Genomic DNA, 23192 nt, shown 5'->3' on the forward strand with positions numbered 1-23192 from the left:
CGCGTGGGCCGGTTCCTCGTCGCCCGTCCAGTTCAGGATGCCGGTGGTGGCCGCGGCGGTGAGGACGATCGTCAGCGCCACGGCGAGAACGGGCCGACGGCGGGCGTCCCGTGGCGGGGGAGGCGCGGTCTCGGGCTCCGGGTCGGATGCGGGGGCGGTGGCGCCGCGGACGGTGGCGCTGCGGACCGGGCCGGCGGCCTGGCCGGAGGCGGGTTCCGGCCGGAGGGACGTCCCGTCCCCGCTCGCCTCCCGGTAGGCGGGGCCGCCCCACACCAGGAGCTGGTCCACGAGGACGGCACGCAGCTCCTCGGGCCCGCCCGCGGTGAGCGCCCGCAGCAGCGCGAAGTCGTGCGTGCACAACTTGCAGCCGTCCAGATGCTGTTGGAGGTCGTCGGGGGTGTCACGGTGGGTGCCGCGGGCCATCGCGCCGAGCATGGTGCCGTAGTGCACGCACCGCGCCTCGGCGGTGCGCTCGGCCCGCAGCCGTAAGAACGCGTCGGCCAGGCGGGCCTTCGCCGTCTCCGCCATCGACTCGGCGAACTCCTCGGACGTGCCCAGGGTCCGGGCGGCGGCGGCCGTCTCGTGCTCGGCCAGACACAACCACAGAGCGGTCTGCGGCTGTTCGGCGAGCTCCCGGAAGGCCGCCAGGAGCAGCGAACTGTGCTCGACCCGCCGCAGGGTGTCCGCGGGGCCGAAGGAGTCGGTCGCCCGCCGGACCCAGGACCGGAACCCCGGGCGCACCAGCCCGGCCCGGTCGCCGCGGACCCAGGCGTCGGCGGTCCGCCGTACGCCGGTCAGCAGGGCGAGACGGCCGACGGGCGCGGGCTGTTGTGCCGCGCGGGCGAGGACCTCGGCGGCCAGTTCGGCGGCGGCCTGCTGCTTCCCGCAGAACGCGCCCGCGTAGGCGCGCACCGCCGAGGCGTCCTCCGGCGGGACACCCGGCGTCGGGGTGTGGGCGGTGCCGACTTGCTGTGCGGTGTGCTCGGACATCTTCGTCTCCCCCCAGGAGCCGTCACGGCAAGGTGTGGACCGTAGTGGCACTGCCTGTGACGGGGCTGTGAGGCTGGGGTGCCGACGGGGCGCATGGCAAGGTGGTCTCTACCAATCCAGGGTGAAGGGAGCCAGATGTGAGACCGCACCACAGCCCCACTCCCCGTATGACCCGGCTGCTCGGCTCGTTGCTGCTCGTCGCGGCCGCGGGCACGTTCGTCACCGGAGCGGCGCCCGCCCCGCAGCAGGAGGTGGTCCGGCCCCTCGACGAGGTCGTCCCCGCCCCCGCCGCGGTCGAGCCCGGCGGAACGCCGTACCGCATCACCCGCGCCACCCGCATCCGCGTCGACGACTCCCGCGCGGTCCGCCGTATCGGTGAGTACGTCGCGGACGTCCTGCGCCCCTCGACCGGCTATCCGCTGCCGGTCACCTCCCAGGGCAAGGGAGGTATCCGACTGCGCCTGGCCAAGGGGCCGTTCGGCGCCGAGGGCTACCGCCTCGACAGCGGCGCCAAGGGCGTCACCATCACCGCCGCCCAGCCCGCGGGCCTCTTCCACGGCGTGCAGACCCTGCGCCAGCTCCTCCCGGCCGCCGTCGAGAAGGACTCCGTGCAGCCGGGCCCATGGGCGGTCGCCGGCGGCACGATCAAGGACACCCCGCGCTACGGCTGGCGCGGCGCGATGCTGGACGTGTCCCGGCACTTCTTCACCGTCGACCAGGTCAAGCGGTACGTCGACCAACTGGCCCTGTACAAGGTCAACAAGCTGCATCTGCACCTGAGCGACGACCAGGGCTGGCGGATCGCCGTCGACTCCTGGCCGCGCCTCGCCCCGTACGGCGGCTCCACACAGGTCGGCGGCGGCCCCGGCGGCCACTACACCAAGGCCGACTACCAGGAGATCGTCCGGTACGCCGCCTCCCGCTATCTGGAGGTCGTCCCCGAGATCGACATGCCGGGCCACACCAACGCGGCCCTCGCCTCCTACGCCGACCTCAACTGCGACGGCGTCGCACCGCCGTTGTACACCGGCACCGAGGTCGGCTTCAGCTCGCTGTGCGTGTCGAAGGAGATCACGTACGACTTCGTGGACGACGTGATCCGGGAGCTCGCCGCGCTCACGCCGGGCCGGTATCTGCACATCGGCGGGGACGAGGCGCACTCCACGAGCCACGAGGACTACGTGAAGTTCATGGACCGGGTGCAGCCGGTCGTCGCCAAGTACGGGAAGACCGTGGTGGGTTGGCATCAGCTGACCGGGGCGACGCCGGTGAAGGGGGCGGTGGCTCAGTACTGGGGGCTCGACGACACGAGTGCCGAGGAGAAGGAGCAGGTCGCGGCCGCCGCGCGCAACGGGACCGGGATCGTGCTGTCGCCCGCCGACCGGATCTACCTCGACATGAAGTACACGGCGGACACTCCGCTGGGCCTTGACTGGGCCGGACTGGTCGAGGTGAAGCGGTCCTACGACTGGGATCCCGGCGACTACCTGCCGGGGGCGCCCGCGTCGGCGATCCGCGGGGTCGAGGCACCGATGTGGTCGGAGACGCTCACGACGTCCGCGGACATCGAGTACATGGCCTTCCCGAGGCTGGCGGGCGTGGCCGAGCTGGGCTGGTCGCCGGCGTCCACGCACGACTGGGACGCCTACAGAGTGCGGCTCGCCGCGCAGGGGGCGCGGTGGGAGGCGATGGGGATCGACTACTACCGATCGCCACAAGTTCCTTGGCCCACAAGCTAGATGACCGCACATGGACGGGCGCCCGGGGGACCGTACCCCGGGCGTCCGTCCGTCTGTGGGTCAGAACCCCGCGATCGGGTTCTTCAGGTCGCCGACGAGCTGAAGTGCGCCCGCCGGGTCCGCCAGGTCCACCATCTGCTCGTTGTCGCGCAGCTGGAGCCGGTTGAGGCAGGACAGCGCGAACTGAGGGGCGAACATGTCGTACTGCCGGAACTTGTCGGCGAGTTCGGGCACCGAGGCCTGGTACTCGCGGGTGATGTCCGCGACCGTCCGCCAGAAGTCGTCCTCCTCCACGATGCCCTCGGCGGCGAGGTTCGCGGCGAGGAAGCGGAAGAAGCAGTCGAAGACGTCCGTGAAGATCGAGAGGAGCTTCTTCTCCTCCGGTACGTCCACGCGCAGGCGCTCGACCGTCGGCGGCAGGACCGCGTCGACGTCCATGACCGCGATCTCCTCGGCGATGTCCTTGTAGATCGCGCGCTCCACGGCGCCGTCCTTCAGGACGAGGATCACGTTCTCGCCGTGCGGCATGTAGACCAGGTCGTAGGCGTAGAAGCTGTGCAGCAGCGGGGTGAAGTACGCCGTCAGATAGCGGCGCAGCCACTCCTTCGGGGCGAGGCCCGACTGCTCGATCAGCGCGCCCGCGAAGGAGTTGCCCTCGTGGTCGACATGGACGAGGGAGGCCATCGTCGCCAGCGACTCGCCGTCCCGGAGGGAACCCACCGGGCTCTCCCGCCACAGCGCCGCCAGCATCTTGCGGTACGGCGAGTAGCGGTCGGTCGCGGCCTCGTACTCCAGGTGCCGGTAGCCGACGGCCGCGCGCTCGCGGATGATCGACAGGCCCGTCGACTTCAGCACGGGGTCGTTGTCGATGAGTTGGGCCAGCCAGTCGTTGATGGCCGGAGTCGCCTCCATGTACGCGGCCGAGAGTCCGCGCATGAAGCCCATGTTGATGACGGACAGGGCCGTCTTCACGTAGTGCTTCTCGGGGCTGGAGGAGTTGAAGAAGGTCCGGATGGACTGCTGGGCCAGGTACTCGTCGTCGCCCTCGCCCAGGCAGACCAGGAGCCCGCGGGCGATCTCGGCGGCGAAGGTGACGGAGAGCTTGTTCCACCACTGCCAGGGGTGGACGGGGATGAGGAGGAAGTCGGCCGGGTCGTGGCCGAGTCCGGTGAGCCGCTCCTCGAAGCGCTCGACCGTCTGCGCGCCCAGCTCGTCCCGTACGAAGGTCTCGTACTCGATCCCGACACCCGCCGTGAAGGCCGCCCGGTCGCGGTGCGCGGCCAGCCACACCAGGCGGACCGGGCTCGCCGTCTCCGGGGCGTACGACAGGTACTCGTGGATGCCGAAGCCGAGCCGTCCGTTGTTGGCGACGAAGCAGGGGTGGCCCTCGGTCATGCCGGTCTCGATGGCCTGGAAGCCGCTTTTCGCGAGCTCGGCGACCGGGATCTGCGGCTTGGTGAGCTTGTAGCAGGTGCCGGAGAGCGTGGAGGAGATCTCCTCCAGGTAGACCGGCAGGATCTCGTCGCTCAGGCCCAGTGCCTTCTTCAGCTCGATGAAGAAGTCCAGCGCGGCGAGGGGGAGGTCGACGCCGTCTCGTTGACGGGAGAGCGAGCCGGCGTCGACCTGCCAGTGGTCGAGGGCGCGGCGCGTGGCGGTGAACCCGTAGCGGGTCAGACCGTCGTCGCTGCGGACCTCGAAGCGGCCGTCGGCGGTTGCCTCCGGCGTGATGAGCCGCTCGTGGGCGAACTCGGCGAGGGCTTTGCGGATGAGGAGGCGGTTGGCCTGCTCCCAGCGCTCGGGGGAGAGGTGGGCGACGGAGTCGGCGAGGCTCATGCGGCCACCTCCGCCGTCGCGGTCACGCTGTGCTGGATCTCAAGGAACTGCTCGCGCGTGCAGAAGCTCAACAGGGCCATTTTCTCCGGCTTCTGGATCTCCCGCTCGGGCACGAACCCGACGGCCTCGTTGAGGGCGTGCACGGCCTTGTTGGAGACGTCCGGTTCGACGACGACACGTTCCGTGGAGGGGTCCTCGAAGAGGTGGGCCATGACCGCCGTGATGACGGACCGCGTGAAGCCGTGCACGGGGGTCTCGGTCGCGGGGGTCAGGAAATGCATGCCGACATCGCCCGGCCGCGGGTCGTACAGGCCGACCAGCTCGCGGTGGGCGGGGTCGTACCGCTCCATCAGGAACTTGGGGATGCCGTACTCGTCGAGACCCAGCAGCGCGTGGTGGTGCTCGTCGGCGGCTATCTCCATGTACGCGCGCTCGACGTCCTCCAGTTTGGCGTCCTGCATCATCCAGAACGCGGCCTTGGGGTGGGTGACCCAGCCGTGCAGCAGCTCGGCGTCCTTGAGCGGGTCGAGCGGGCGGAAGGTGAAGGTGTGGGGGGTGGTCATACGGAGAACTCCTGGAACGCGATGGTCTTCTCGACCGGGTAGTACTCGGTGCCGAGCAGCTCACGGATGATGTAGGCGTTGCGGTACGCGCCCATGCCCAGGTCGGGCGAGGTGATGCTGTGGGTGTGCACGCCGGCGTTCTGGAGGAAGACGCCCCGGCCCGTGGTGTCGATCGAGTAGTTGCGGGCGACGTCGAAGTTGCCCTGGGTGTCGTAGCGCAGCCGGTCCTTGACGGGGGTCAGGAACTCGGGCTCGGCGTACTTGTAGCCGGTGGCCAGGACCAGGCCCTGCGTGTGGAGGTCGTAGTCCTTCTCCTGCTCCTCCTGGCGGAAGGAGAGGGTGTACGTGCCGTTCTCGTACGCCACGCTGTTCAGCGAGGAGTTGGTGAGCAGCCGTGTGGGGACGGGCCCGCCGAGGTTCTTCTGGTAGAGCAGGTCGAAGATCTCGTTGACGAGATCGCCGTCGATGCCCTTGAACAGGCCCTTCTGCTGGGCCGTGAGCCGGTAGCGGGTGGCCTCCGGCAGCTCGCGGAAGTAGTCGATGTACTCCGGGGAGGTCATCTCCAGCGTGAGCTTGGTGTATTCGAGGGGGAAGAAGCGCGGGGAGCGCGTCACCCAGTTCAGCCGGTAGCCGTACACGTCGATCTCGGCGAGGAGGTCGTGGTAGATCTCGGCGGCGGACTGGCCGGAGCCGACGATCGTGATCGAGTCCTTCTTCTGGAGCTCCGCCTTGTTCTGCATGTAGCGGGAGTTGTGGAAGAAGTCGCCGCCGAGGCCCTGGACGGCCTCCGGGTAGTGCGGGGAGGTGCCGGTGCCGAGGACCAGGTGGCGGGCGCGGTAGACGTCGCCCGCCTCGGTCGTCACCACGTACAGGTCGTCCGCGTACCGGACGTCCGCCACCGTCGTGCTGAAGCGCACGCTGCTCAGCCGGTTCGCGGCCCAGCGGCAGTAGTCGTCGTACTCGACGCGCAGCGGGTAGAAGTTCTCCCGGATGTAGAACGAGTACAGCCGGCCTTTCTCCTTCAGGTAGTTCAGGAAGGAGTACGGCGAACTCGGGTCCGCCAGCGTCACCAGGTCCGACATGAACGGCGTCTGGAGGTGGGCGCCTTCGAGGAACATGCCGGCGTGCCACTCGAAGTCGGGCTTCGACTCCAGGAAGACACCGTCGAGTTCGTCGATGGGCTCGGTCAGACAGGCGAGGCCGAGGTTGAACGGGCCGAGCCCGATGCCTACGAAATCGTAGGTTTTGGTCGGGTTTTCAGGACGCGCGGTCAAGGTACTCTCCCAGGTACTGCTCGGCGTGGCCGGCTATCAGGTCGAGGACGGCGGCGATGTCGTCGGTCGTCGTCTCGGGGTTGAGCAGGGTGAACTTCAGGTAGTGGCGGCCCTGGACCTTGGTGCCCGCGACCACCGCGTCGCCGGAGGCGAACAGGGCCTTGCGGGCGTACAGGTTGGCGCGGTCGATCTCGGCCGGGTCGGTCACGGCGGCGGGGATGTAGCGGAAGACGAGGGTGGAGAGCGTGGGCTCGACGACCACGTCGTAGCGCGGGTCGGCGGCGAGGAGCTGCCAGCCCTCGACGGCCAGGTCGCAGACCTCGTCGAAGAGCTGGCCGATGCCGTCGGCGCCCATCACCCGCAGGGTCATCCACAGCTTGAGGGCGTCGAAGCGGCGGGTGGTCTGGAGGGACTTGTCGACCTGGTTGGGGATGCGCTCGGTGACCATGCGCTTCGGGTTGAGGTACTCGGCGTGGTACGTCGCGTGGCGCAGCGTCGAGGCGTCCCGGACCAGTACGGCGGACGAACTCACCGGCTGGAAGAAGGACTTGTGGTAGTCGACGGTGACCGAGTCGGCGCGCTCGATGCCGTCGATGCGGCCGCGGTACTTCACCGAGGCGAGCAGTCCGCAGCCGTAGGCGGCGTCGACGTGCATCCAGGTGTTGTACTGCTCGCACAGCTCGGCGATCTCGGGGAGCGGGTCGATCGAGCCGAAGTCGGTGGTGCCCGAGGTGGCGACGACGGCCATGGGGACGAGCCCCGCGGCCTTGCAGCGCTCCAGCTCATGGGCGAGCGCGACGGTCTGCATCCGCTTGTTCTGGTCGACCGGGATGGTGACGACGGCGTCCTGGCCGAGACCCAGCAGTTTCGCGGACTTCTTCACGCTGAAGTGGCTGACCTCGGAGGCGAAGATGCGCAGTTTCGCGAGCGAGTCGGTCTTGGCCTCCTCGCGGGCCAGGAGCAGCGCCTGGAGGTTGGACTGGGAGCCGCCGGAGGTGAACACACCGTCGGCGTTGGGGCCGAGCCCGGCCCGCGCGGTCGTCCAGTCGATCAGTTTGCGCTCGATGAGGGTGCCGCCGGCCGACTGGTCCCAGGTGTCCAGGGAGGAGTTGACCGCGGAGAGGATCGCCTCGCCGAGCACCGCCGGTATGACGACCGGGCAGTTGAGGTGGGCGAGATAGCGCGGGTGGTGGAAGTAGATCGCGTCGCGGAGGTAGACGTCCTCCAGCTCGTCGAGGGCCGCGGCGGTGTCGAGCAGCGGCCTGTCGAGGTCGATCGCGTCGATCGTCGGGGCGAGGGCGTCGACGGTGACACCCGTGAACGGACGGTCGGTGGCGGCGAGTCTGGCTGCCACCCGCCCTACTCCTTCGGTCACGGAGCGGCGGTACTGCTCCGCGGTCGTGTCATTGAGCAGGTGCGAGCGCATGGTGGGGGTCCTCCGGTGGGGAGCAGTCCGTGCGGGGCGGGGATGGTGGGGGCGCGATCTCTGATCCCGCTTCGCGTTACTTAGGTTAGCCTAACCTAAGTAACGCGAGGGAAATGTGGCATCAGCCGTGACTACGGTCACTTCGGCCGCAGTTGGCCCTGCCGACACAGGGGACACAGCAGTCACCGCCGTACGCCGGGGAGTCGGGCGTACGGCGGTGGGTGTCGTTCGGTGGGTCACTCTGCGGCGCGGAGCTGTTCCTCGGTCAGGCCCTGACGCCAGTAGCCGACGAAGGTGACGCTGCGGCGGTCGACACCCCGCTCACCCACGAAGTGCCTGCGCAGCGCCTTGATGTGGCTCGACTCGCCCGCGATCCAGACGTACGGGCGCTCGGCGTCCGGGAGTTGGGCGTCGCGGATGGCGCCGAGGGCCATGGGGGACCCCTCAGTGCTCCCGCCGTCCTGGACGAGCCAGGTGATCTGGGCGTCCGCTTCGGTCACCAGGTCCTGGATGTTCCCGGCGTCGTGCACCTCCAGCCAGGCTCGCACGCGCTGCCCGGCCGGAAGCGACTCGAGGATCGCGGCGATCGCGGGAAGAGCGCTCTCGTCACCCCACAGCAGGGTGAGGTCGGTGCCCTCGGGCGGCCGGAACCGGATGGCACGGTTGTCGGCGATCGCCGGTCCGAGCAGGAGCACCCGGTCGCCGGGCCCGGCCTGAGCGGCCCACCGCGAGGCATGCCCGGCCGGCTCGTGCAGGACGAAGTCGATGTCGACCTCGTCCGGGTCCCGCCGCAGGCTCCGCAGCGTGTACGAGCGCATCACGGCCCGTACGTCATCGGGGAGTTCGCGCCACGCCTGCCACCAGCCGTCACCGAGCTCGACCGGAACCGCGGGCTCGGTCTGCCCCGGGTGCGGCAGGAACAGCGACAGTGACTGGTCGCAGCCGTTGGAGTGGAACTCCCGCAGTTCGTCCCCGGCGAAGGTGACTCTGACGAGCGACGGACCAAGCCGCCGCGTCCGTACGACCTGGAGGGAGAAGAACCGGAAGGGGGCGGCGACGGCGGTGGTCATGGGGTGCGCTCCTGGATCAGAGGGCGAGGGGATGTTTTTCAGGGGCGCGGGGAACTGCGCGACCGGCCACGGCGGGCCCGCAGTTCACCCACAACATCAGCCCCGTTTTTCAGCTGACCTTCTTGGCGTTTTCGAGCGCCTCGGCAAGCGTCTCCAACAGCGGCGTGACCTTGTCGTACGACAGGATCGGCTCGGGCGAACGGGAGATGACCTGACCCGCCTTCACGGCGGGCAGCTTCTTCCACGTGGCCTCGGTGATGTCGGCCGGCTGGATCGTCGCGGAGCGGTCGTCCATCATGATGATGTCGGCCTTGTACTTGTCGACGTTCTCCCAGCTCAGGCTCTCGTACCAGCCGCCGCCCTTCGCCTTGGCCTTCTCCGAGGGCTCGACGAAGTTCACGCCGAGGGCCTTGAAGTACTCCAGGTCGATGGAGAGGTTGGTGCCGGAGACGTAGAAGATGTCCTGGCTGGCGGAACCGGCCAGCACCTTGATCTCGGGCTTCGCCTTGGCGGCGGCGCGCAGCCGGGTCGCGGCGGCCTCGAACTTCTTCTTGGCGTCGGTGACCGAGGCTGCCGTCATGTCGGCGCCCAGGGACTCAGCGAGCTCCCACACGCGCTGGAGCGGCTCGGTGATCTGGCGGTCGTAGACGGAGATGCCGACGCTCGGGGCGAGCTTGGCGATCTTGTCCGCGGAGGCCGCGGGCACGTACCAGAGGGTGCCGGCGTCGTCGAACATCGTGGTGATGAGGACGTCCGGGGCGAGGGCGGCGTACTTCTCGACGTTGAACTGGTCCCACACGTTGCCGAGGATCTCGACCTTGGAGATGTCCATGTCGCCGGCCTGCACGTCGGCCTTGCCGTCGGTGGTCTTGGTCGGGCCGAAGACGCCCTTGACCGAGATGCCGTAGTCGTAGAGCGCGGCGGCGACACCGGTGAACGCGACGATGTTCGCGGGGATCTTGTCGAGCTTCACCTCGGTGCCGCGGTCGTCCTTGAACGTCCAGGGACCGGACTTCTTCGCGGCGGTCGTCTCCGTGTCAGAGCCACCGCTTTTCGCGTCGTCGTCGCCGCAGGCTGCGAGCACGGCACCGAGACCGAGGGCGCCGCCCGCGGCGAGGATGCCACGGCGGGTGAGGTGGGTGGCTCTGGCGTTGGACATGTGTGTGGCTGCTTTCGAACGGGGCGGAGTGCCCGCCGGACAAGTTCGAACGTAGGTTAGCCTAACCTTCTAGGATCTTGTCCAGGGGGCGGTCCCTTGAATTCGAAGCCATGACCCGCCTGTGGGGGTTCTTCGCTCAGCCGACGAGCCCCAACTCCCTTGCAATCAGCATTCTTTGCACCTCGCTCGTGCCCTCCCCGATCTCCAGGATCTTGGAGTCGCGCCACATTCGAGCCACCGGGTACTCGTTCATGAAGCCGTAGCCGCCATGGACCTGGGTGGCGTCACGGGCGTTGTCCACCGCGATCGTCGACGAGTAGAGCTTCGCTAGGGCCGCCTCCTTCTTGAAGGGCTCGCCCGAGACCAGCCGGGAGGCCGCGTCGCGCCAGGCGAGGCGGGCCGTGTGGGCCTTCATCTCCATGTCGGCGATCTTGAACTGGATGGCCTGGTTGGAGCCGATCGGGCGGCCGAAGGCGTGCCGCTCCTTCGCGTACTTCACCGACTCGTCCACACAGCCCTGCGCCAGACCCGTCCCCAGCGCCGCGATCGCGATGCGGCCCTCGTCGAGGATGCGCAGGAACTGGGCGTACCCACGGCCCTGTTCGCCCAGCAGGTTCGCCGCGGGGACGCGGACGTCCTGGAAGGACAGCTCCCTGGTGTCCGAGGCGTTCCAGCCGACCTTGGAGTAGGGGGCAGCCACCGTGAAACCGGGGGTGCCCGACGGGACGATGATCGAGGAGATGAGCGGCTTGCCGTCCGGCTTGCGGCCGGTGACCGCCGTGACCGTCACCAGCCCCGTGATGTCGGTGCCGGAGTTGGTGATGAAGCACTTCGTGCCGTTGATCACCCACTCGTCCGTCTCCGGGTCCAGCCGGGCCGTCGTACGCGTCGCCCCCGCGTCACTGCCGCCGTCCGGCTCCGTCAGACCGAACGCGCCCAGGATCTCGCCCGAGCAGAGCCGGGGGAGCCACTCCCGCTTCTGCGCCTCGGTGCCGTAGAGGTGGAACGGCATGGCGCCCAGCGACACCCCCGCCTCCAGGGTGATCGCGACCGAGGAGTCGACCCGGGCGAGCTCCTCCAGGGCCACGCCGAGCGCCATGTAGTCGCCGCCCATGCCGCCGTACTCCTCGGGGAACGGCAGGCCGAACAGGCCCATGCGGCCCATCTCGCGGACGATCTCGTAGGGGAACTCGTGCTGCTCGTAGTACTCGCCGATCTTCGGCGCCACGACGTCGTGCGCGAACTCCTCGACCGTACGGCGTAGTTCTTCCAGTTCGGGGGAGAGTCGGTGGTCCATTGCGGGTCACTGCTCCTTGTGGGACAGGGCTCGGACGGTGCGGGACGGGCTGGGCCGGCCCAGTTGTTCGGCCATCCAGACGCTGGTGGCGACGAGACGGTCGAGGTCGACTCCGGTGTCGATGCCGAGGCCGCGCAGCATCCACACGAGGTCTTCGGTGGCGAGATTGCCGGTGGCGGACTTGGCGTACGGGCAGCCGCCGAGGCCGCCCGCGGAGGCGTCGACGGTGGTGACGCCGTGCTGGAGGGCGGCGTAGGTGTTGGCGAGGGCCTGGCCGTAGGTGTCGTGGAAGTGCACGCCGAGCACGGACGGGGGCACGCCCGCCGCGTCGAGTTCGCTCAGCAGCGCCCTGACGTGGCCCGGCGTCGCCACGCCGATCGTGTCGCCCAGGCTCAGCTCGTCGCAGCCCATGTCCAGCAGCGCCCGGCAGACGTCCACCACCTGCGGGACGGGGACCGGCCCCTCCCACGGGTCGCCGAAGCACATCGACAGATAGCCGCGGACATGGACGCCGGCCTCCTTCGCCCGCGTCACCACCGGCGCGAACATCGCCAGCGCCGCGTCCATCGTGCGGTTGAGGTTGGCCTTGGCGAAGGACTCGCTGGCACTCGCGAACACGGCGACACGGGTCGCCTTCAGCGCCAGGGCGCGGTCCAGGCCGCGTTCGTTCGGCACCAGCACCGGGAGGTCCACCGGCAGGCCGGCGATCCGCGGGAACAGCTCCTCCGCGTCGGCCAGTTGGGGCACCCACTTCGGGTGCACGAAGCTGGTGGCCTCGATCGTCGTCAGGCCCGCGTCGGCGAGACGGCGGACGAACTCCGCCTTGACCTCCGTCGGGACGGTGCCCTTCTCGTTCTGCAGTCCGTCACGCGCCCCGACCTCGTGGATGCGGACACGGGCGGGGAGACCGGGTTCGGGAACCGTCATGGGCAGGTTCACCGGGCCACCTCCTCGTGGGGTGCGATCACTGCGAGCACCTGGTCCATGGCGACGGTCGAGCCCGGCGCTACGTCCAGTTCGGCGACCGTGCCGGCGTGCGGGGCGGAGACGACGTGCTCCATCTTCATCGCCTCCACCACCAACAGGCTCTGTCCAGCGGTCACTTCGTCGCCCACGGCGACCTTCACCACCGTCACCGTCCCCGGCATGGGCGCGGTGAGCGAGTCGGCGCCCGCGTGCGCGGCCCCGGTGAGGGAGGCGGCCACCGGGTCGTGGTCGCGCACCTGCCAGGCGTCACCGTCGCGGCCGAGCCAGTCGGCGGCCCGGTGGAAGGTGTGGCGTACGCCGTCCAGCAGCACACTCACCCGGTCGTCCGTGACGGTCGCCGAGCCGCGCGGGACGTACTCCACCGGGTCCTGCACCCGCAGCGGGAAACCGACCGGCTTCGGGGTCCCGCCCAGGCGCCAGCCGCTCGGCACCGAGAACGGGTCCGTCCAGCCGCCCCCCTGCGGGCGCAGCGCCTCAAGGCGTACGGCGGCCGCCGCCTCGTAGACCTCTTCCGGTACGCCGGTGGGGACCAGCCCCTCGACCTCCCGCTCCACCAAACCCGTGTCCAACTCGCCCGCCACGACCGCCGGATGGGCCAGGAGCCGCCGCAGGAACCCGGCGTTCGTCTGCACGCCCAGCGTGACCGTCCCGGCGAGGGCGGCCCGGAGCCTGCGGATCGCGGTGGCCCGGTCGGGGCCGTACGCGATCACCTTGCTCAGCATCGGGTCGTACAGACTGCCGACCTCGGTGCCCTCGCTGAGCCCGGAGTCGGTGCGGACGCCGTCGCCCTGGGGCTCGCGCAGCGTGAGGACCGTGCCGCCGGAGGGGAGGAACCCGCGCGAGGGGTCCTCCGCGCAGATCCGCGCCTCGACGGCATGCCCGGTGAGCGTGATGTCGCCCTGCCCGTAGGGGAGCCGCTCGCCCGCCGCGACCCGCAGCTGCCACTCCACCAGGTCGAGGCCGGTGACGAGCTCCGTCACCGGGTGTTCCACCTGGAGGCGGGTGTTCATCTCCATGAAGTAGTACGAGGAGGGGTCGCCTCCCGGGACGATGAACTCCACCGTGCCCGCACCCCGATAGCCGCAGGAGCGGGCCGCCTCCACCGCGGCTCGGCCCATCGACGCGCGCGTGGCCTCGTCGAGCAGGACGCTCGGCGCCTCCTCGATGATCTTCTGGTGGCGGCGCTGGAGGGAGCACTCGCGTTCGCCGAGGTGGACGACGTTGCCGTGGCCGTCGGCCAGGACCTGGATCTCGATGTGCCGGGGCCGGTCGACCCACCGCTCGACCAGGAGGGTGTCGTCGCCGAAGGAGACGCGGGCCTCACGGCGGGCGGCGGCGATCTCGTCGTCCAGGAGAGCGAGGTCCCGGACCAGCCGCATGCCCTTGCCGCCACCGCCGGCGGAGGGCTTCAGCAGGACCGGGGCGCCCAGGGCGCGGGCGGCCTCCGCGAGTTCGGGGTCACGGCCGCCGGGGACCACGGGGACACCCGCCGCCTCGACCGTCTCCTTCGCGCGGATCTTGTCGCCCATGAGGGCGATGGCCTCGGCGGGCGGCCCGATGAAGACCAGCCCCGCGTCGGCGCAGGCGCGCGCGAAGGCGGCGTTCTCCGCGAGGAAGCCGTACCCGGGGTGCACGGCCTGGGCGCCGGTCCTGGCGGCAGCCTCCAGCAGCCGCTCGGCGGACAGATAGCTCTCGGCGGCCGGGGCCGGACCGATCCGTACGGCGGTGTCGGCCTCCCGGACGTGCCGGGCGTCGGCGTCCGCGTCGGAGAAGACGGCGACGCTCCGCACCCCCATCGTGCGCAGGGTGCGGATGACACGGACCGCGATCTCGCCCCGGTTCGCCACAAGAACGGTGTCAAACATGAGTCCTCACATCCGGAAGACGCCGAACTGGGGGTCACCCAGTGGGGCGTTCGCGCAGGCGGTCAGGGCCAGTCCCAGCACCTGCCGGGTCTCCAGGGGATCGATGACCCCGTCGTCCCACAGGCGGGCCGTCGCGTAGTAGGCGTTCCCCTGACGCTCGTACTGCGCACGGATCGGGTCCTTGAAGGTCTCCTCCTCCGCGGCGGCCCACTCCTCGCCGCGCGCCTCCAACTGGTCCCGCTTGACGGTCGCGAGGACCGAGGCGGCCTGCTCGCCGCCCATGACCGAGATCTTGGCGTTGGGCCACATCCACAGGAAGCGGGGGGAGTAGGCCCGGCCGCACATGGAGTAGTTCCCGGCGCCGTAGGACCCGCCGACGACGACGGTCAGCTTGGGCACGCGGGTGCAGGCGACGGCGGTGACCATCTTGGCGCCGTGCTTGGCGATGCCGCCGGCCTCGTACGAACGCCCCACCATGAAGCCGGAGATGTTCTGGAGGAAGAGCAGCGGGATGCCGCGCTGGTCGCACAGCTCGATGAAGTGGGCGCCCTTCTGGGCGGACTCGGAGAACAGGATGCCGTTGTTGGCGACGATGCCGACCGGGTGGCCGTGGACACGGGCGAATCCGGTGACCAGGGTCTGGCCGAACTCGGCCTTGAACTCCGAGAAGCGGGAGGCGTCCACCACGCGCGCGATGATCTCGCGTACGTCGTAGGGGGTGCGGGAGTCGACCGGGACCGCGCCGTAGATCCCGTAGGGGTCCACCTTGGGGTCCGACGCCGGTTCCACCGACCACGGGAGCGTCCCGCGCGCGGGGAGCGTCGCGACGATGTTCCGGACGATCCTGAGCGCGTGGGCGTCGTCCTCGGCGAGGTGGTCGGTGACCCCGGAGACCCGGGAGTGCACCTCGCCGCCGCCCAGCTCCTCGGCGGTGACGACCTCACCGGTGGCCGCCTTCACCAGCGGGGGCCCGCCGAGGAAGATCGTCCCCTGGTTCCGGACGATGACGGCCTCGTCGCTCATCGCGGGCACATACGCCCCGCCGGCGGTGCAGGACCCGAGGACGGCGGCGATCTGCGGGATGCCCGCGCCGGACATCCGGGCCTGGTTGAAGAAGATCCGCCCGAAGTGCTCACGGTCGGGGAAGACCTCGTCCTGCATCGGCAGGAAGGCGCCCCCGGAGTCCACGAGATACAGACAGGGCAGCCGGTTCTCCAGGGCCACCTCCTGGGCCCGCAGATGCTTCTTCACCGTCATCGGGTAGTACGTCCCGCCCTTGACGGTCGCGTCATTGGCGACGATCACGCACTCGCGGCCGCTGACCCGCCCGATCCCGGCGATGACACCGGCGGCCGGGGCCTGCCCCTCGTACATCCCGTCGGCCGCGAGGGGGGCGAGCTCCAGGAAGGGGGAACCGGGATCGAGGAGGTGGTCGACCCGGTCCCGGGGCAGCAGCTTGCCGCGCGCGGTGTGCCGGGCACGTGCCTTCTCGCCGCCGCCGAGCCGGGCGGCGGCGAGCTTGTCGCGCAGCTCCTCGACGAGCTGCCGGTGGCCCCGCTCGTTGGCCCGCCAGGCCTCCGACGCGGGGTCCGCCGCGCTGTGCAGCTCCGGTGCCTGATGCATCCCGCGATCCCCTCACCTTGTTAATGAGCGTTAACGCATTTCCTTCAGGTTAACGAGCGCTAACCTCCCTGTCTAGAATTGCCTCCATGGCCACCAGAACCGACGCCCCCACCCGCCGCGAGCAGATCCTCAAGGAGGCCGCTCGACTCTTCGCCGAGCGCGGCTTCCACGGCGTCGGAGTGGACGAGATAGGGGCCGCGGTCGGCATCAGCGGACCGGGGCTGTACCGCCACTTCCCGGGCAAGGACGCGATGCTCGCGGAGCTGCTCGTGGGGATCAGCGAGCAGCTGCTCAGGGGCGCGCGGCGCCGGCTGGCGGAGGCCGACGGGGGCTCGGCCGGGGACGTCCTCGACTCCCTGATCGAGGGCCACATCGACTTCGCGCTGGACGACCGGCCCCTGATCACCCTCCACGACCGGGAGCTGGACCGGCTGCGGGACAGCGACCGCAAGCTCGTGCGCCAGCTCCAGCGGCAGTACGTCGAGCTGTGGGTGGAGGTGGTGCGCGAGGTGTACCCGGCCCTGACGGAACCCACGGCCCGCTCGGCGGTGCACTCGGTGTTCGGCCTGCTGAACTCGACCCCGCACCTGGGGCGCCCCGGCTCGCTGCCGGGCCGGGGTGCCACGTCGCGGCTGCTGCACCGGATGGCGCGGGGGGCGTTCGCGGCGGCGGAGTGACAGCGGGGGGCGATGGGTGGCTCGCCCCCCGCCGGCCTGTCGGGCCGTGACCGTGCCCCCCTGCCACGGCCCGGTCGGTGACTCCACCGGACCGGCTTCCCCTCCGTGTCGGCCCGGCCCGATCATGGTGCCGAGTCGGTCGGCCCGATGGCCAGAGGGCCCCCGTCCCGTCTCGTCGTGGGACGTGCGTCACACCGTGACCAGGAATGACGCAGACGTGTCGGGACAAGCCTGGGAGGGTGGAGGGGCGTCACGGGGGTGGGAGTCATGAGCGGACGGGAGTTGGCCACGGCGTTGCGCGCCCTGAAGGAGCGCGGTGGGCTCAGCTACCAGGTGCTGGGACGGCGGATCTTCGTCAGCGGCTCCACCCTGCACCGCTACTGCACCGGCCAGGGGGTGCCGGGGGACTACGACATCGTCCTCAGGTTCGCCAAGGAGTGCGGGGCGCAACCGGCGGAGCTCAACGATCTGCTGCGGTACTGGGAGACGGCGACGGCGACCGCGGAGGACGGCGCGACGGAGGTACCGGACCCCGGGCTCCATGCGACTGCCGGCGCCCTGGTCGACGCCCCGGTCGGCGCTCCCGTCGGCGCGGAGAGCTGGTCCCAGGCGCCGTTGCCGGTCGCCCCCGAGATGTTCGGCGTGACGATGAACAGTTTCAGCGGGGTCATGCCGGAGTTCCGGGTGGGCGCGGTGCGGCTGTGGGACAGCGAGACCCGCTGGTCCCAACTGGAGCCCGCGCGGGGTGTGTTCGACTTCTCCACCCTGGACCGGCTGCTCGACGGCGCCGAACGCCACGGACTGCCGGTGACCTTCGTCTTCGGCGGTACGCCCGGCTGGGCCGCCCCGAACGGCCGCAAGGCCGCGTACCGGGAGGACTGCCGGGCCGCCCCGCCGGACGACCTGGCCGACTGGGACGCCTTCGTCCACGCCGTGATGCGGCACGCGGGCCACCGCATCGACGCGTACGAGCCGTGGATCACGGCCAACCACGGGCACCACTACAACGGCGACGTGGAGACGCTCGTCGAGATGACGCGCCGGGCGAGCGGCATCATCCGGCGGTACCGCCCGGACGCGCGCGTGGTCGCTCCCTCGATCACCGACCTGTGGGACGACGCCTCGCACGCGTACCTGCTGCGCCTCGCGGAGGCGGGCGCGTACCAGTACTGCGACGCGGCGGCCGTCAACCTCTTCCAGCGCGGTGTCACCGATCCGCCGGAGACCATGCTGGAGATCGTCCGGAAGGTCGAGCGGACCTTCCAGCTCGCGGGGTACCACCTGCCGCTGTGGAGCACGGGGACCACCCAGATGATCCAGCTGAACGACCCGCTGGACCCGGACACGGCCGCGAACCACGCCGTCCGCTTCTATCTGACGGGGCTGTACTCCAGGCTCGTGGAGCGGATGTACTTCTACGCCTGGGGGAACGGCAAGATCCCCCTGGTCGTCCAGGCCGAGGGCCAGGCCCCCACCAGGGCCGGCCGCCATGTCGAGCGGCTCCAGCGGTGGCTCGCCCACGCCGAGCTCCGCTCCTGCGGCCGCGGCACGGAGATCGGGCTGCCCGGGAACGTCTGGCAGTGCGAGGTACTGACCCCCGCCCTCGCCCGTATCCGCTGGACCCTGTCCGGCACGGCGGACGTCCCGGCGGGCACGGGCGCGTACCGCGTCGAGCACCTCGACGGCACCACGCGGGAGACGGGCCCCGAGGACGTCGTACGGATCACCGAGGAGCCGCTGCTCCTCCGGTACCGCTGAGACGGAGTGACGAGCGTTACGGAGGTGCTCCTCTGGCGCCTCACGCTACCGGCCGGTACGGTTGGCTGAGCAAGCGCTTAGGCATAGCGAGGAAGCTGGAGGTGGCGGCGGTGCGCCGTACCGTGTTCAACGAGGACCACGAAGCGTTCCGGGAGACCCTGCGCGCCTTCATCGAGGCCGAGGTCGTCCCCGTCTACGACGAGTGGTTCGCGGCCGGCCAGGCGCCGCGCGACTTCTACTACAAGCTCGCCGAGCTCGGTGTCTTCGGCATCCGTGTCGACGAGGAGTTCGGCGGCGCCGGCATCGACTCGTACAAGTTCGAGGCGGTGATGTACGAGGAGACCGCGCGCGCGGGTGTGCAGTTCGGCGGCTCCGGTGTGCACGTGCTGCTCGGACTGCCGTACATCAAGATGCTCGCCACCGACGAGCAGAAGAAGCGCTTCCTGCCGAAGTTCGTCTCCGCCGAGGAGATGTGGGCCCTCGCGATGACCGAGCCGGGCACCGGCTCCGACCTCGCGGGCATGAAGACCACCGCCAAGCTCTCCGAGGACGGCACGCACTACGTCCTCAACGGCTCCAAGACCTTCATCACCGGCGGCGTTCACGCCGACCGGGTGATCGTCTGCGCCCGCACCTCCGCGCCCACCGCCGAGGACCGCCGCCACGGCATCTCCCTGTTCGCCGTGGACACCAAGTCCGAGGGCTACTCCATCGGCCGCAAGCTCGACAAGCTCGGCCTGAAGACCTCCGACACCGCCGAGCTGGCGTTCGTCGACGTGAAGGTCCCCGTCGAGGACCTCCTCGGCGAGGAGAACAAGGGCTTCTACTACCTCGGCCACAACCTCGCCTCCGAGCGCTGGGGCATCGCCTTCGGCGCCTACGCGCAGGCCAAGGCCGCCGTCCGGTTCGCCAAGGAGTACGTCCAGGAGCGCACCGTCTTCGGCAAGCCGGTCGCCTCCTTCCAGAACACCAAGTTCGAGCTGGCCTCCTGCCAGGCCGAGGTGGACGCGGCCGAGGCCGTCGTGGACCGCGCCCTGGAGGCCCTGGACGCGGGCGAGCTGACCCCCGCCGAGGCCGCCAGCGCCAAGCTGTTCGCCACCGAGGTCGCCCACCGGGTGATCGACCGCTGCCTCCAGCTGCACGGCGGCTACGGCTTCATGAACGAGTACCCGATCGCCCGCCTGTACGCGGACAACCGCGTCAACCGTATCTACGGCGGCACCAGCGAGATCATGAAGACGATCATCGCCAAGGACATGGGCCTGTAAGGCTCCCGCAACCACCGACGCACTGCTGACCAGTAGAAATGACTGCATGAGTCAGGCACTACAGGGTCTCCTCGATCTGCTCGACCTGGAGCAGATCGAGGAGAACATCTTCCGCGGCCGGTCCCGGCCCGCCATCGTCCCCCGGGTCTTCGGCGGTCAGGTCGCGGCCCAGGCGCTCGTCGCCGCCGGGCGGACGGTCCCCGAGGACCGCCTCGCCCACTCCCTGCACGCGTACTTCCTGCGCATGGGGGACCCGGGCGCGCCCATCGTGTACACGGTCGACCGCATGAACGACGGCCGTTCCTTCACCACGCGCCGCGTGGTCGCGGTGCAGCACGGGCAGCCCATATTCGCCCTGTCGGCCTCCTTCCAGACGTACGAGGAAGGCTTCGACCACCAGGCCCCGATGCCGGCCGCCCCCGACCCGGCCGCCCTCCCCACCTCCCAGGAGCGGCTGCGCGGCTACGACCACATCGCCCCGCACGTCCTTGAGAAGTTCCTGGAGGCCCGCGAGGCGATCGACCTGCGCTACGTCGACGAGCCCCCGTACGGCCGGTTCGGCGAGCCCCGCGAGCCGCACTCCCAGGTCTGGTTCCGCACCAACGGCAAGCTGGCTGACGACCCGCTCCTGCACGTCGTCCTCGCCACCTACGTCTCCGACATGACCCTCCTCGACTCGGTCCTCCTCGCGCACGGCCGCGGCGGCTGGGCGGTCAACGACGTCGTGGGCGCCTCCCTCGACCACGCGATGTGGTTCCACCGGCCCTTCCGCGCCGACGAATGGCTCCTGTACGACCAGGAGTCGCCGTCCGCGCACGGCGGCCGCGGTCTCGGCCAGGCCCGCATCTACACCCAGGACGGACGGCTCGCCATCTCGGTGATCCAGGAAGGCGTGGTCCGCGCACCTCGGCAACACTGAGGGGCATGACCTCTCAGGAAGGCGGCGGCGAGAGCACCTTCACGGTGCTCGTCGCCGCCGTCGCCAATCTCGGGATCGCGGTCGCCAAGGCCGTCGCCGGCGTGATCAGCGGCTCCAGCGCGATGCTCTCCGAGGCCGCGCACTCGGTCGCCGACACCGTCACCGAGGTGCTGCTGCTCACCGCCCTGAAACGGAGCGAGAAACCGGCCGACGAGGACCACCCGCTCGGCCACGGCCCCGAACGGTACATCTGGGCCATGCTCGCCGCCGTCGCCACCTTCGTCGGCGGCGCGGTCTTCTCGATCTACGACGGCATCCACACCCTGGTCGCGGGCGAGGAACTGGGCGACCCGCTCGTCTCGTACGTCGTGCTGGGCGTCGCCTTCCTCCTGGAGGGCTACTCGCTGCGGACCGGGCTGCGGCAGGCACGCGGGGAGGCGGCCCGCTTCCGGGCGCCGTTCAGGCTCTACCTCCGCCACACCCCCGACACCGCCGTGAAGGCCGTCGTCCTGGAGGACGCCGCCGCGCTGATCGGCCTCGTGCTCGCCGCGGGCGGACTGCTCGGCGGCCAGCTCACCGGCTCCGGCGTGTGGGACGGGATCGCCTCGCTGCTCATCGGCGCGCTGCTGCTGTGCGTGGCGTGGGTGCTCGGGCGGTCCAACGCCGAGCTGCTGATCGGCCGTCCGCTCCCGCGGCCCATGCGGGAGCGGATCAGGGCCGAGCTGCTGGGGGTGGAGCACATCGAGGCCGTGCTGGAGCTGACCACCCTGGTCCAGGGGCCGCGGGAGGCGCTGGTCGCGGCCAAGGTCGACTTCCGGGACGTGTCGACGGCGGCCGAGATCGAGTGGGCCTGCGAACAGGCCGAGCTGCGGCTGCGGGCCGTGTTCCCCGGCGTGAGCAGGGTGTACCTGGACCCGACGCCGGGGTACGCGCAGCAGCGGAACGAGGGCCTGAACCCCTGGCCGTGACGCCGGATCGCGGACCGGGCTACTTCAGCCCCGCCTCCGCCAGCAGATACGCCGTCAGCGGGTCGTAGTAGCGGGGGCTGAGGACGTGGTCGTCGAGGGGGACCGTCACCTGGACGGTGCCCTCGGCCTCGGCGAGGAAGAGCGCCGGGTCGTTGCAGTCGGCGTAACCGACGGAGTCGACGCCGTGCTGACCGGCGTAGCCCGCCCAGCCGTGGTCCGCGACCACCAGGTCGGGCAGGGGACGGCCCGCGCGCTCAAGTCCCGTGAGGATGGCCTTCATCGGCTCCCCGGAGTGGGTGTGCCACAGCGTGGCGCCGTGCTCCAGGACCGCCACGTCCGCGAACTGCATGACGTACCCCTCGTCCGTCTGCAACCCCTCCGGGATGACGACGATCTCGCAGCCGGCGGTCCGCAGCGCGGCGGCGGTGGAGTGGTGCACTTCGAGGAGGCCACCCGGGTGACCGGTCGCGAACAGGACGCGCTGCCGGCCGTCGGCGGCCTTCCGCAGCCGCGCCGCCATCCGGTCCAGGCCGTCCACGGTCAGCTCGGGGTCGATGGTGTCCTGGCCGTACCGGTACTCCGGGTCGTCGTTGACGCCCACCCGCTCCGCCATCACCGCGAGCACGTCCTGCTCGTCGCTCCAGCGGTCGCCGAGCTCCAGGCCGAGCCAGAAGTTGCGGACGCCGTTCGCCAGCTGGCGGTAGTGGGAGAGGTTGTTCTCGCGGGGCGTCGCGACGTCGCCCGCGATGCGGGTCCGTACGAGGTGGTCGACGAGCTCGGTGCGGCTGGGAGTCCCGGGTATCGGCATGGTGTCCATTGTGAGGCAGGCGGCGGTGGGCGTGCCGGATGTACCGGACGCTGGGACGCGGGTCACTGTCGCAGCTCCTGGCTCAGCGCGAACCACAACTCCATGCGTACGTCGGGGTCGTCCAGGTCCGTGTCCAGCAGGGACGCGCAGCGGGCGATGCGTTGGCGGACGGTGTTGCGGTGCACGGCAAGGGCCACGGCGGTGCGGTCCCAACTGCCGTGCAGGGACAGCCAGGTGCGCAGGGTCTCGGTGAGCGCGGGGATGTCCGCGACGGGGGCGAGCAGGGCACGCGCGTGTGCCTCGGCCTCGTCGGGCGGGACGAGGGCGGCGAGGCCGGGGCGGGCGCCGTGGCGGACGAGTTCGGCACGGGTCGCCCGGGCGCGGGCCAGGGCGCGGGCGGCCTGGGTGTCCGCGGCCGGCCACTCGTGCGGGCTCACCGGCGCGCTGACCCCCAGGGTCCAGCCGGGCTGCGGCTGTGCCTCGCGGTCGGCCGGGACGAGGACGCGTACGACGTCCCGCGCGAGGTCGACGAGCGGCGAGCCGAGCGCGGCCCCCAGCGCGGAGGCGGCGACGGCGTCGGGCGCGTGCGCGTCGGGGCGGGCGTGCACGACGACCCACCGCCCGGCCCCCAACAGTACGGCCACGTCCTGCGGCGGGGCGCCCAGCAGCAGCCGTACCAGCGCGGACGACCGCGCCGCCCCCGAACCGCTCTGGTGCTCGCCGGTGAGCAGGGAGAGCAGCACGGCGGCGACGGAGGCGATGGTGTGGTCGCCGGGCACCCCCTGGGGCGAGGCGACCCCGAGCACGAACCCCTGCCCGGCGCCGAGGGCGTAGGCGGCGAGGTGGGTGCCGGCGACCCCACCAGCGCCGCCCGCGCCGCCGCGCCGGTCCTGTCTCCCATCGACAGCTCCGGGCCCACGAGACTCCTGCGCACGTGGGATGACGGCTCCCGGGTGAAAAGAACACAA

18 protein-coding genes and 1 pseudogene are annotated in these 23192 nt (G+C 70.6%); 6 read left to right on the plus strand and 13 right to left on the minus strand.

The annotated features are described in order from the left end of the window. Positions 1-990: pseudogene (locus tag HLK59_RS34610) on the minus strand (hypothetical protein); the annotation flags it as partial. Between the two features lie 167 nt (positions 991-1157). Here HLK59_RS34610 and HLK59_RS34615 point away from each other — a divergent pair. Beyond that, the gene (locus tag HLK59_RS34615; protein ID WP_206327952.1) at positions 1158-2729 is read left to right on the plus strand and encodes a beta-N-acetylhexosaminidase; all 1572 of its coding nucleotides are present in this window, start codon (positions 1158-1160) and stop codon (positions 2727-2729) included. A gap of 60 nt (positions 2730-2789) precedes the next feature. Here HLK59_RS34615 and HLK59_RS34620 read toward each other — a convergent pair whose 3' ends face one another. The 10 genes from HLK59_RS34620 to HLK59_RS34665 form a co-directional block, all read right to left on the minus strand. Beyond that, on the minus strand, positions 2790-4562 hold the full coding sequence (locus HLK59_RS34620; RefSeq protein WP_171145560.1) for an IucA/IucC family siderophore biosynthesis protein: 1773 nt from the start codon (positions 4560-4562) through the stop codon (positions 2790-2792). Beyond that, the gene (locus HLK59_RS34625; protein ID WP_171145561.1) at positions 4559-5125 is read right to left on the minus strand and encodes a GNAT family N-acetyltransferase; all 567 of its coding nucleotides are present in this window, start codon (positions 5123-5125) and stop codon (positions 4559-4561) included. The genes HLK59_RS34620 and HLK59_RS34625 overlap by 4 nt, the downstream gene beginning before the upstream one ends. Beyond that, complete coding sequence (locus tag HLK59_RS34630) at positions 5122-6399, minus strand: SidA/IucD/PvdA family monooxygenase (protein WP_171145562.1); 1278 nt, start codon at positions 6397-6399, stop codon at positions 5122-5124. Before HLK59_RS34630 ends, HLK59_RS34625 begins: the two co-directional genes overlap by 4 nt. Beyond that, on the minus strand, positions 6383-7825 hold the full coding sequence (desA, locus tag HLK59_RS34635) for a lysine decarboxylase DesA (RefSeq protein ID WP_171145563.1): 1443 nt from the start codon (positions 7823-7825) through the stop codon (positions 6383-6385). Before desA ends, HLK59_RS34630 begins: the two co-directional genes overlap by 17 nt. Positions 7826-8061: 236 nt before the next feature. Beyond that, positions 8062-8895 (minus strand): siderophore-interacting protein, encoded by an 834-nt coding sequence (locus HLK59_RS34640; RefSeq protein WP_171145564.1) that lies wholly within the window; start codon positions 8893-8895, stop codon positions 8062-8064. A gap of 109 nt (positions 8896-9004) precedes the next feature. Continuing rightward, a complete protein-coding gene (locus HLK59_RS34645; RefSeq protein WP_171145565.1) occupies positions 9005-10054 on the minus strand; it encodes an ABC transporter substrate-binding protein in 1050 nt (349 codons plus the stop codon). A gap of 136 nt (positions 10055-10190) precedes the next feature. Next, positions 10191-11351: an acyl-CoA dehydrogenase family protein gene (locus HLK59_RS34650; RefSeq protein ID WP_171145566.1), complete on the minus strand. Its 1161-nt coding sequence runs from the start codon at positions 11349-11351 to the stop codon at positions 10191-10193. A gap of 6 nt (positions 11352-11357) precedes the next feature. Further along, complete coding sequence (locus HLK59_RS34655) at positions 11358-12290, minus strand: hydroxymethylglutaryl-CoA lyase (protein WP_171145567.1); 933 nt, start codon at positions 12288-12290, stop codon at positions 11358-11360. After that, positions 12287-14203 carry a biotin carboxylase N-terminal domain-containing protein gene (locus HLK59_RS34660; protein ID WP_171145568.1) on the minus strand — a complete coding sequence of 639 codons (1917 nt, stop codon included), beginning with the start codon at positions 14201-14203 and terminating at the stop codon, positions 12287-12289. The genes HLK59_RS34655 and HLK59_RS34660 overlap by 4 nt, the downstream gene beginning before the upstream one ends. A 6-nt stretch (positions 14204-14209) precedes the next feature. Continuing rightward, positions 14210-15826: a carboxyl transferase domain-containing protein gene (locus tag HLK59_RS34665; protein ID WP_171145569.1), complete on the minus strand. Its 1617-nt coding sequence runs from the start codon at positions 15824-15826 to the stop codon at positions 14210-14212. 86 nt (positions 15827-15912) lie between these two features. Between HLK59_RS34665 and HLK59_RS34670 the strand changes: the two genes are divergently transcribed. The 5 genes from HLK59_RS34670 (at position 15913) to HLK59_RS34690 (ending at position 21416) form a co-directional block, all read left to right on the plus strand. After that, positions 15913-16503, plus strand: a complete 591-nt coding sequence (locus HLK59_RS34670) for a TetR/AcrR family transcriptional regulator (RefSeq protein ID WP_171145570.1) — start codon at positions 15913-15915, stop codon at positions 16501-16503. 267 nt (positions 16504-16770) lie between these two features. Further along, entirely contained in the window at positions 16771-18261 is a 1491-nt protein-coding gene (locus tag HLK59_RS34675; protein ID WP_171145571.1) for a helix-turn-helix transcriptional regulator, read from the plus strand. Between the two features lie 110 nt (positions 18262-18371). Further along, positions 18372-19529 (plus strand): acyl-CoA dehydrogenase family protein, encoded by a 1158-nt coding sequence (locus HLK59_RS34680; protein WP_171145572.1) that lies wholly within the window; start codon positions 18372-18374, stop codon positions 19527-19529. A gap of 46 nt (positions 19530-19575) precedes the next feature. Continuing rightward, positions 19576-20448 (plus strand): acyl-CoA thioesterase II, encoded by an 873-nt coding sequence (locus HLK59_RS34685; RefSeq protein ID WP_171145573.1) that lies wholly within the window; start codon positions 19576-19578, stop codon positions 20446-20448. A 5-nt stretch (positions 20449-20453) separates the two neighbouring features. Then, positions 20454-21416, plus strand: a complete 963-nt coding sequence (locus HLK59_RS34690; protein ID WP_171145574.1) for a cation diffusion facilitator family transporter — start codon at positions 20454-20456, stop codon at positions 21414-21416. Between the two features lie 19 nt (positions 21417-21435). Here HLK59_RS34690 and HLK59_RS34695 read toward each other — a convergent pair whose 3' ends face one another. Continuing rightward, on the minus strand, positions 21436-22224 hold the full coding sequence (locus HLK59_RS34695) for a phosphatase (RefSeq protein WP_171145575.1): 789 nt from the start codon (positions 22222-22224) through the stop codon (positions 21436-21438). A gap of 62 nt (positions 22225-22286) precedes the next feature. Then, the coding region (locus tag HLK59_RS34700) for a helix-turn-helix domain-containing protein (RefSeq protein ID WP_171145576.1) at positions 22287-23192 on the minus strand (906 nt) is incomplete at its 5' end.

The organism is Streptomyces sp. S3(2020) (assembly GCF_013044505.1).
In the GTDB taxonomy this organism is placed as follows: Bacteria; Actinomycetota; Actinomycetes; order Streptomycetales; family Streptomycetaceae; genus Streptomyces.

Bases quoted from the DNA above. Each gene is read 5' to 3' on its own strand.
- HLK59_RS34615 (WP_206327952.1), top strand. From the start codon at position 1,158: ATGACCCGGCTGCTCGGCTCGTTGCTGCTCGTCGCGGCCGCGGGCACG.
- HLK59_RS34620 (WP_171145560.1), bottom strand. From the start codon at position 4,562: ATGAGCCTCGCCGACTCCGTCGCCCACCTCTCCCCCGAGCGCTGGGAG.
- HLK59_RS34625 (WP_171145561.1), bottom strand. From the start codon at position 5,125: ATGACCACCCCCCACACCTTCACCTTCCGCCCGCTCGACCCGCTCAAG.
- desA (WP_171145563.1), bottom strand. From the start codon at position 7,825: ATGCGCTCGCACCTGCTCAATGACACGACCGCGGAGCAGTACCGCCGC.
- HLK59_RS34640 (WP_171145564.1), bottom strand. From the start codon at position 8,895: ATGACCACCGCCGTCGCCGCCCCCTTCCGGTTCTTCTCCCTCCAGGTC.
- HLK59_RS34645 (WP_171145565.1), bottom strand. From the start codon at position 10,054: ATGTCCAACGCCAGAGCCACCCACCTCACCCGCCGTGGCATCCTCGCC.
- HLK59_RS34650 (WP_171145566.1), bottom strand. From the start codon at position 11,351: ATGGACCACCGACTCTCCCCCGAACTGGAAGAACTACGCCGTACGGTC.
- HLK59_RS34660 (WP_171145568.1), bottom strand. From the start codon at position 14,203: ATGTTTGACACCGTTCTTGTGGCGAACCGGGGCGAGATCGCGGTCCGT.
- HLK59_RS34665 (WP_171145569.1), bottom strand. From the start codon at position 15,826: ATGCATCAGGCACCGGAGCTGCACAGCGCGGCGGACCCCGCGTCGGAG.
- HLK59_RS34670 (WP_171145570.1), top strand. From the start codon at position 15,913: ATGGCCACCAGAACCGACGCCCCCACCCGCCGCGAGCAGATCCTCAAG.
- HLK59_RS34675 (WP_171145571.1), top strand. From the start codon at position 16,771: ATGAGCGGACGGGAGTTGGCCACGGCGTTGCGCGCCCTGAAGGAGCGC.
- HLK59_RS34685 (WP_171145573.1), top strand. From the start codon at position 19,576: ATGAGTCAGGCACTACAGGGTCTCCTCGATCTGCTCGACCTGGAGCAG.
- HLK59_RS34690 (WP_171145574.1), top strand. From the start codon at position 20,454: ATGACCTCTCAGGAAGGCGGCGGCGAGAGCACCTTCACGGTGCTCGTC.
- HLK59_RS34695 (WP_171145575.1), bottom strand. From the start codon at position 22,224: ATGCCGATACCCGGGACTCCCAGCCGCACCGAGCTCGTCGACCACCTC.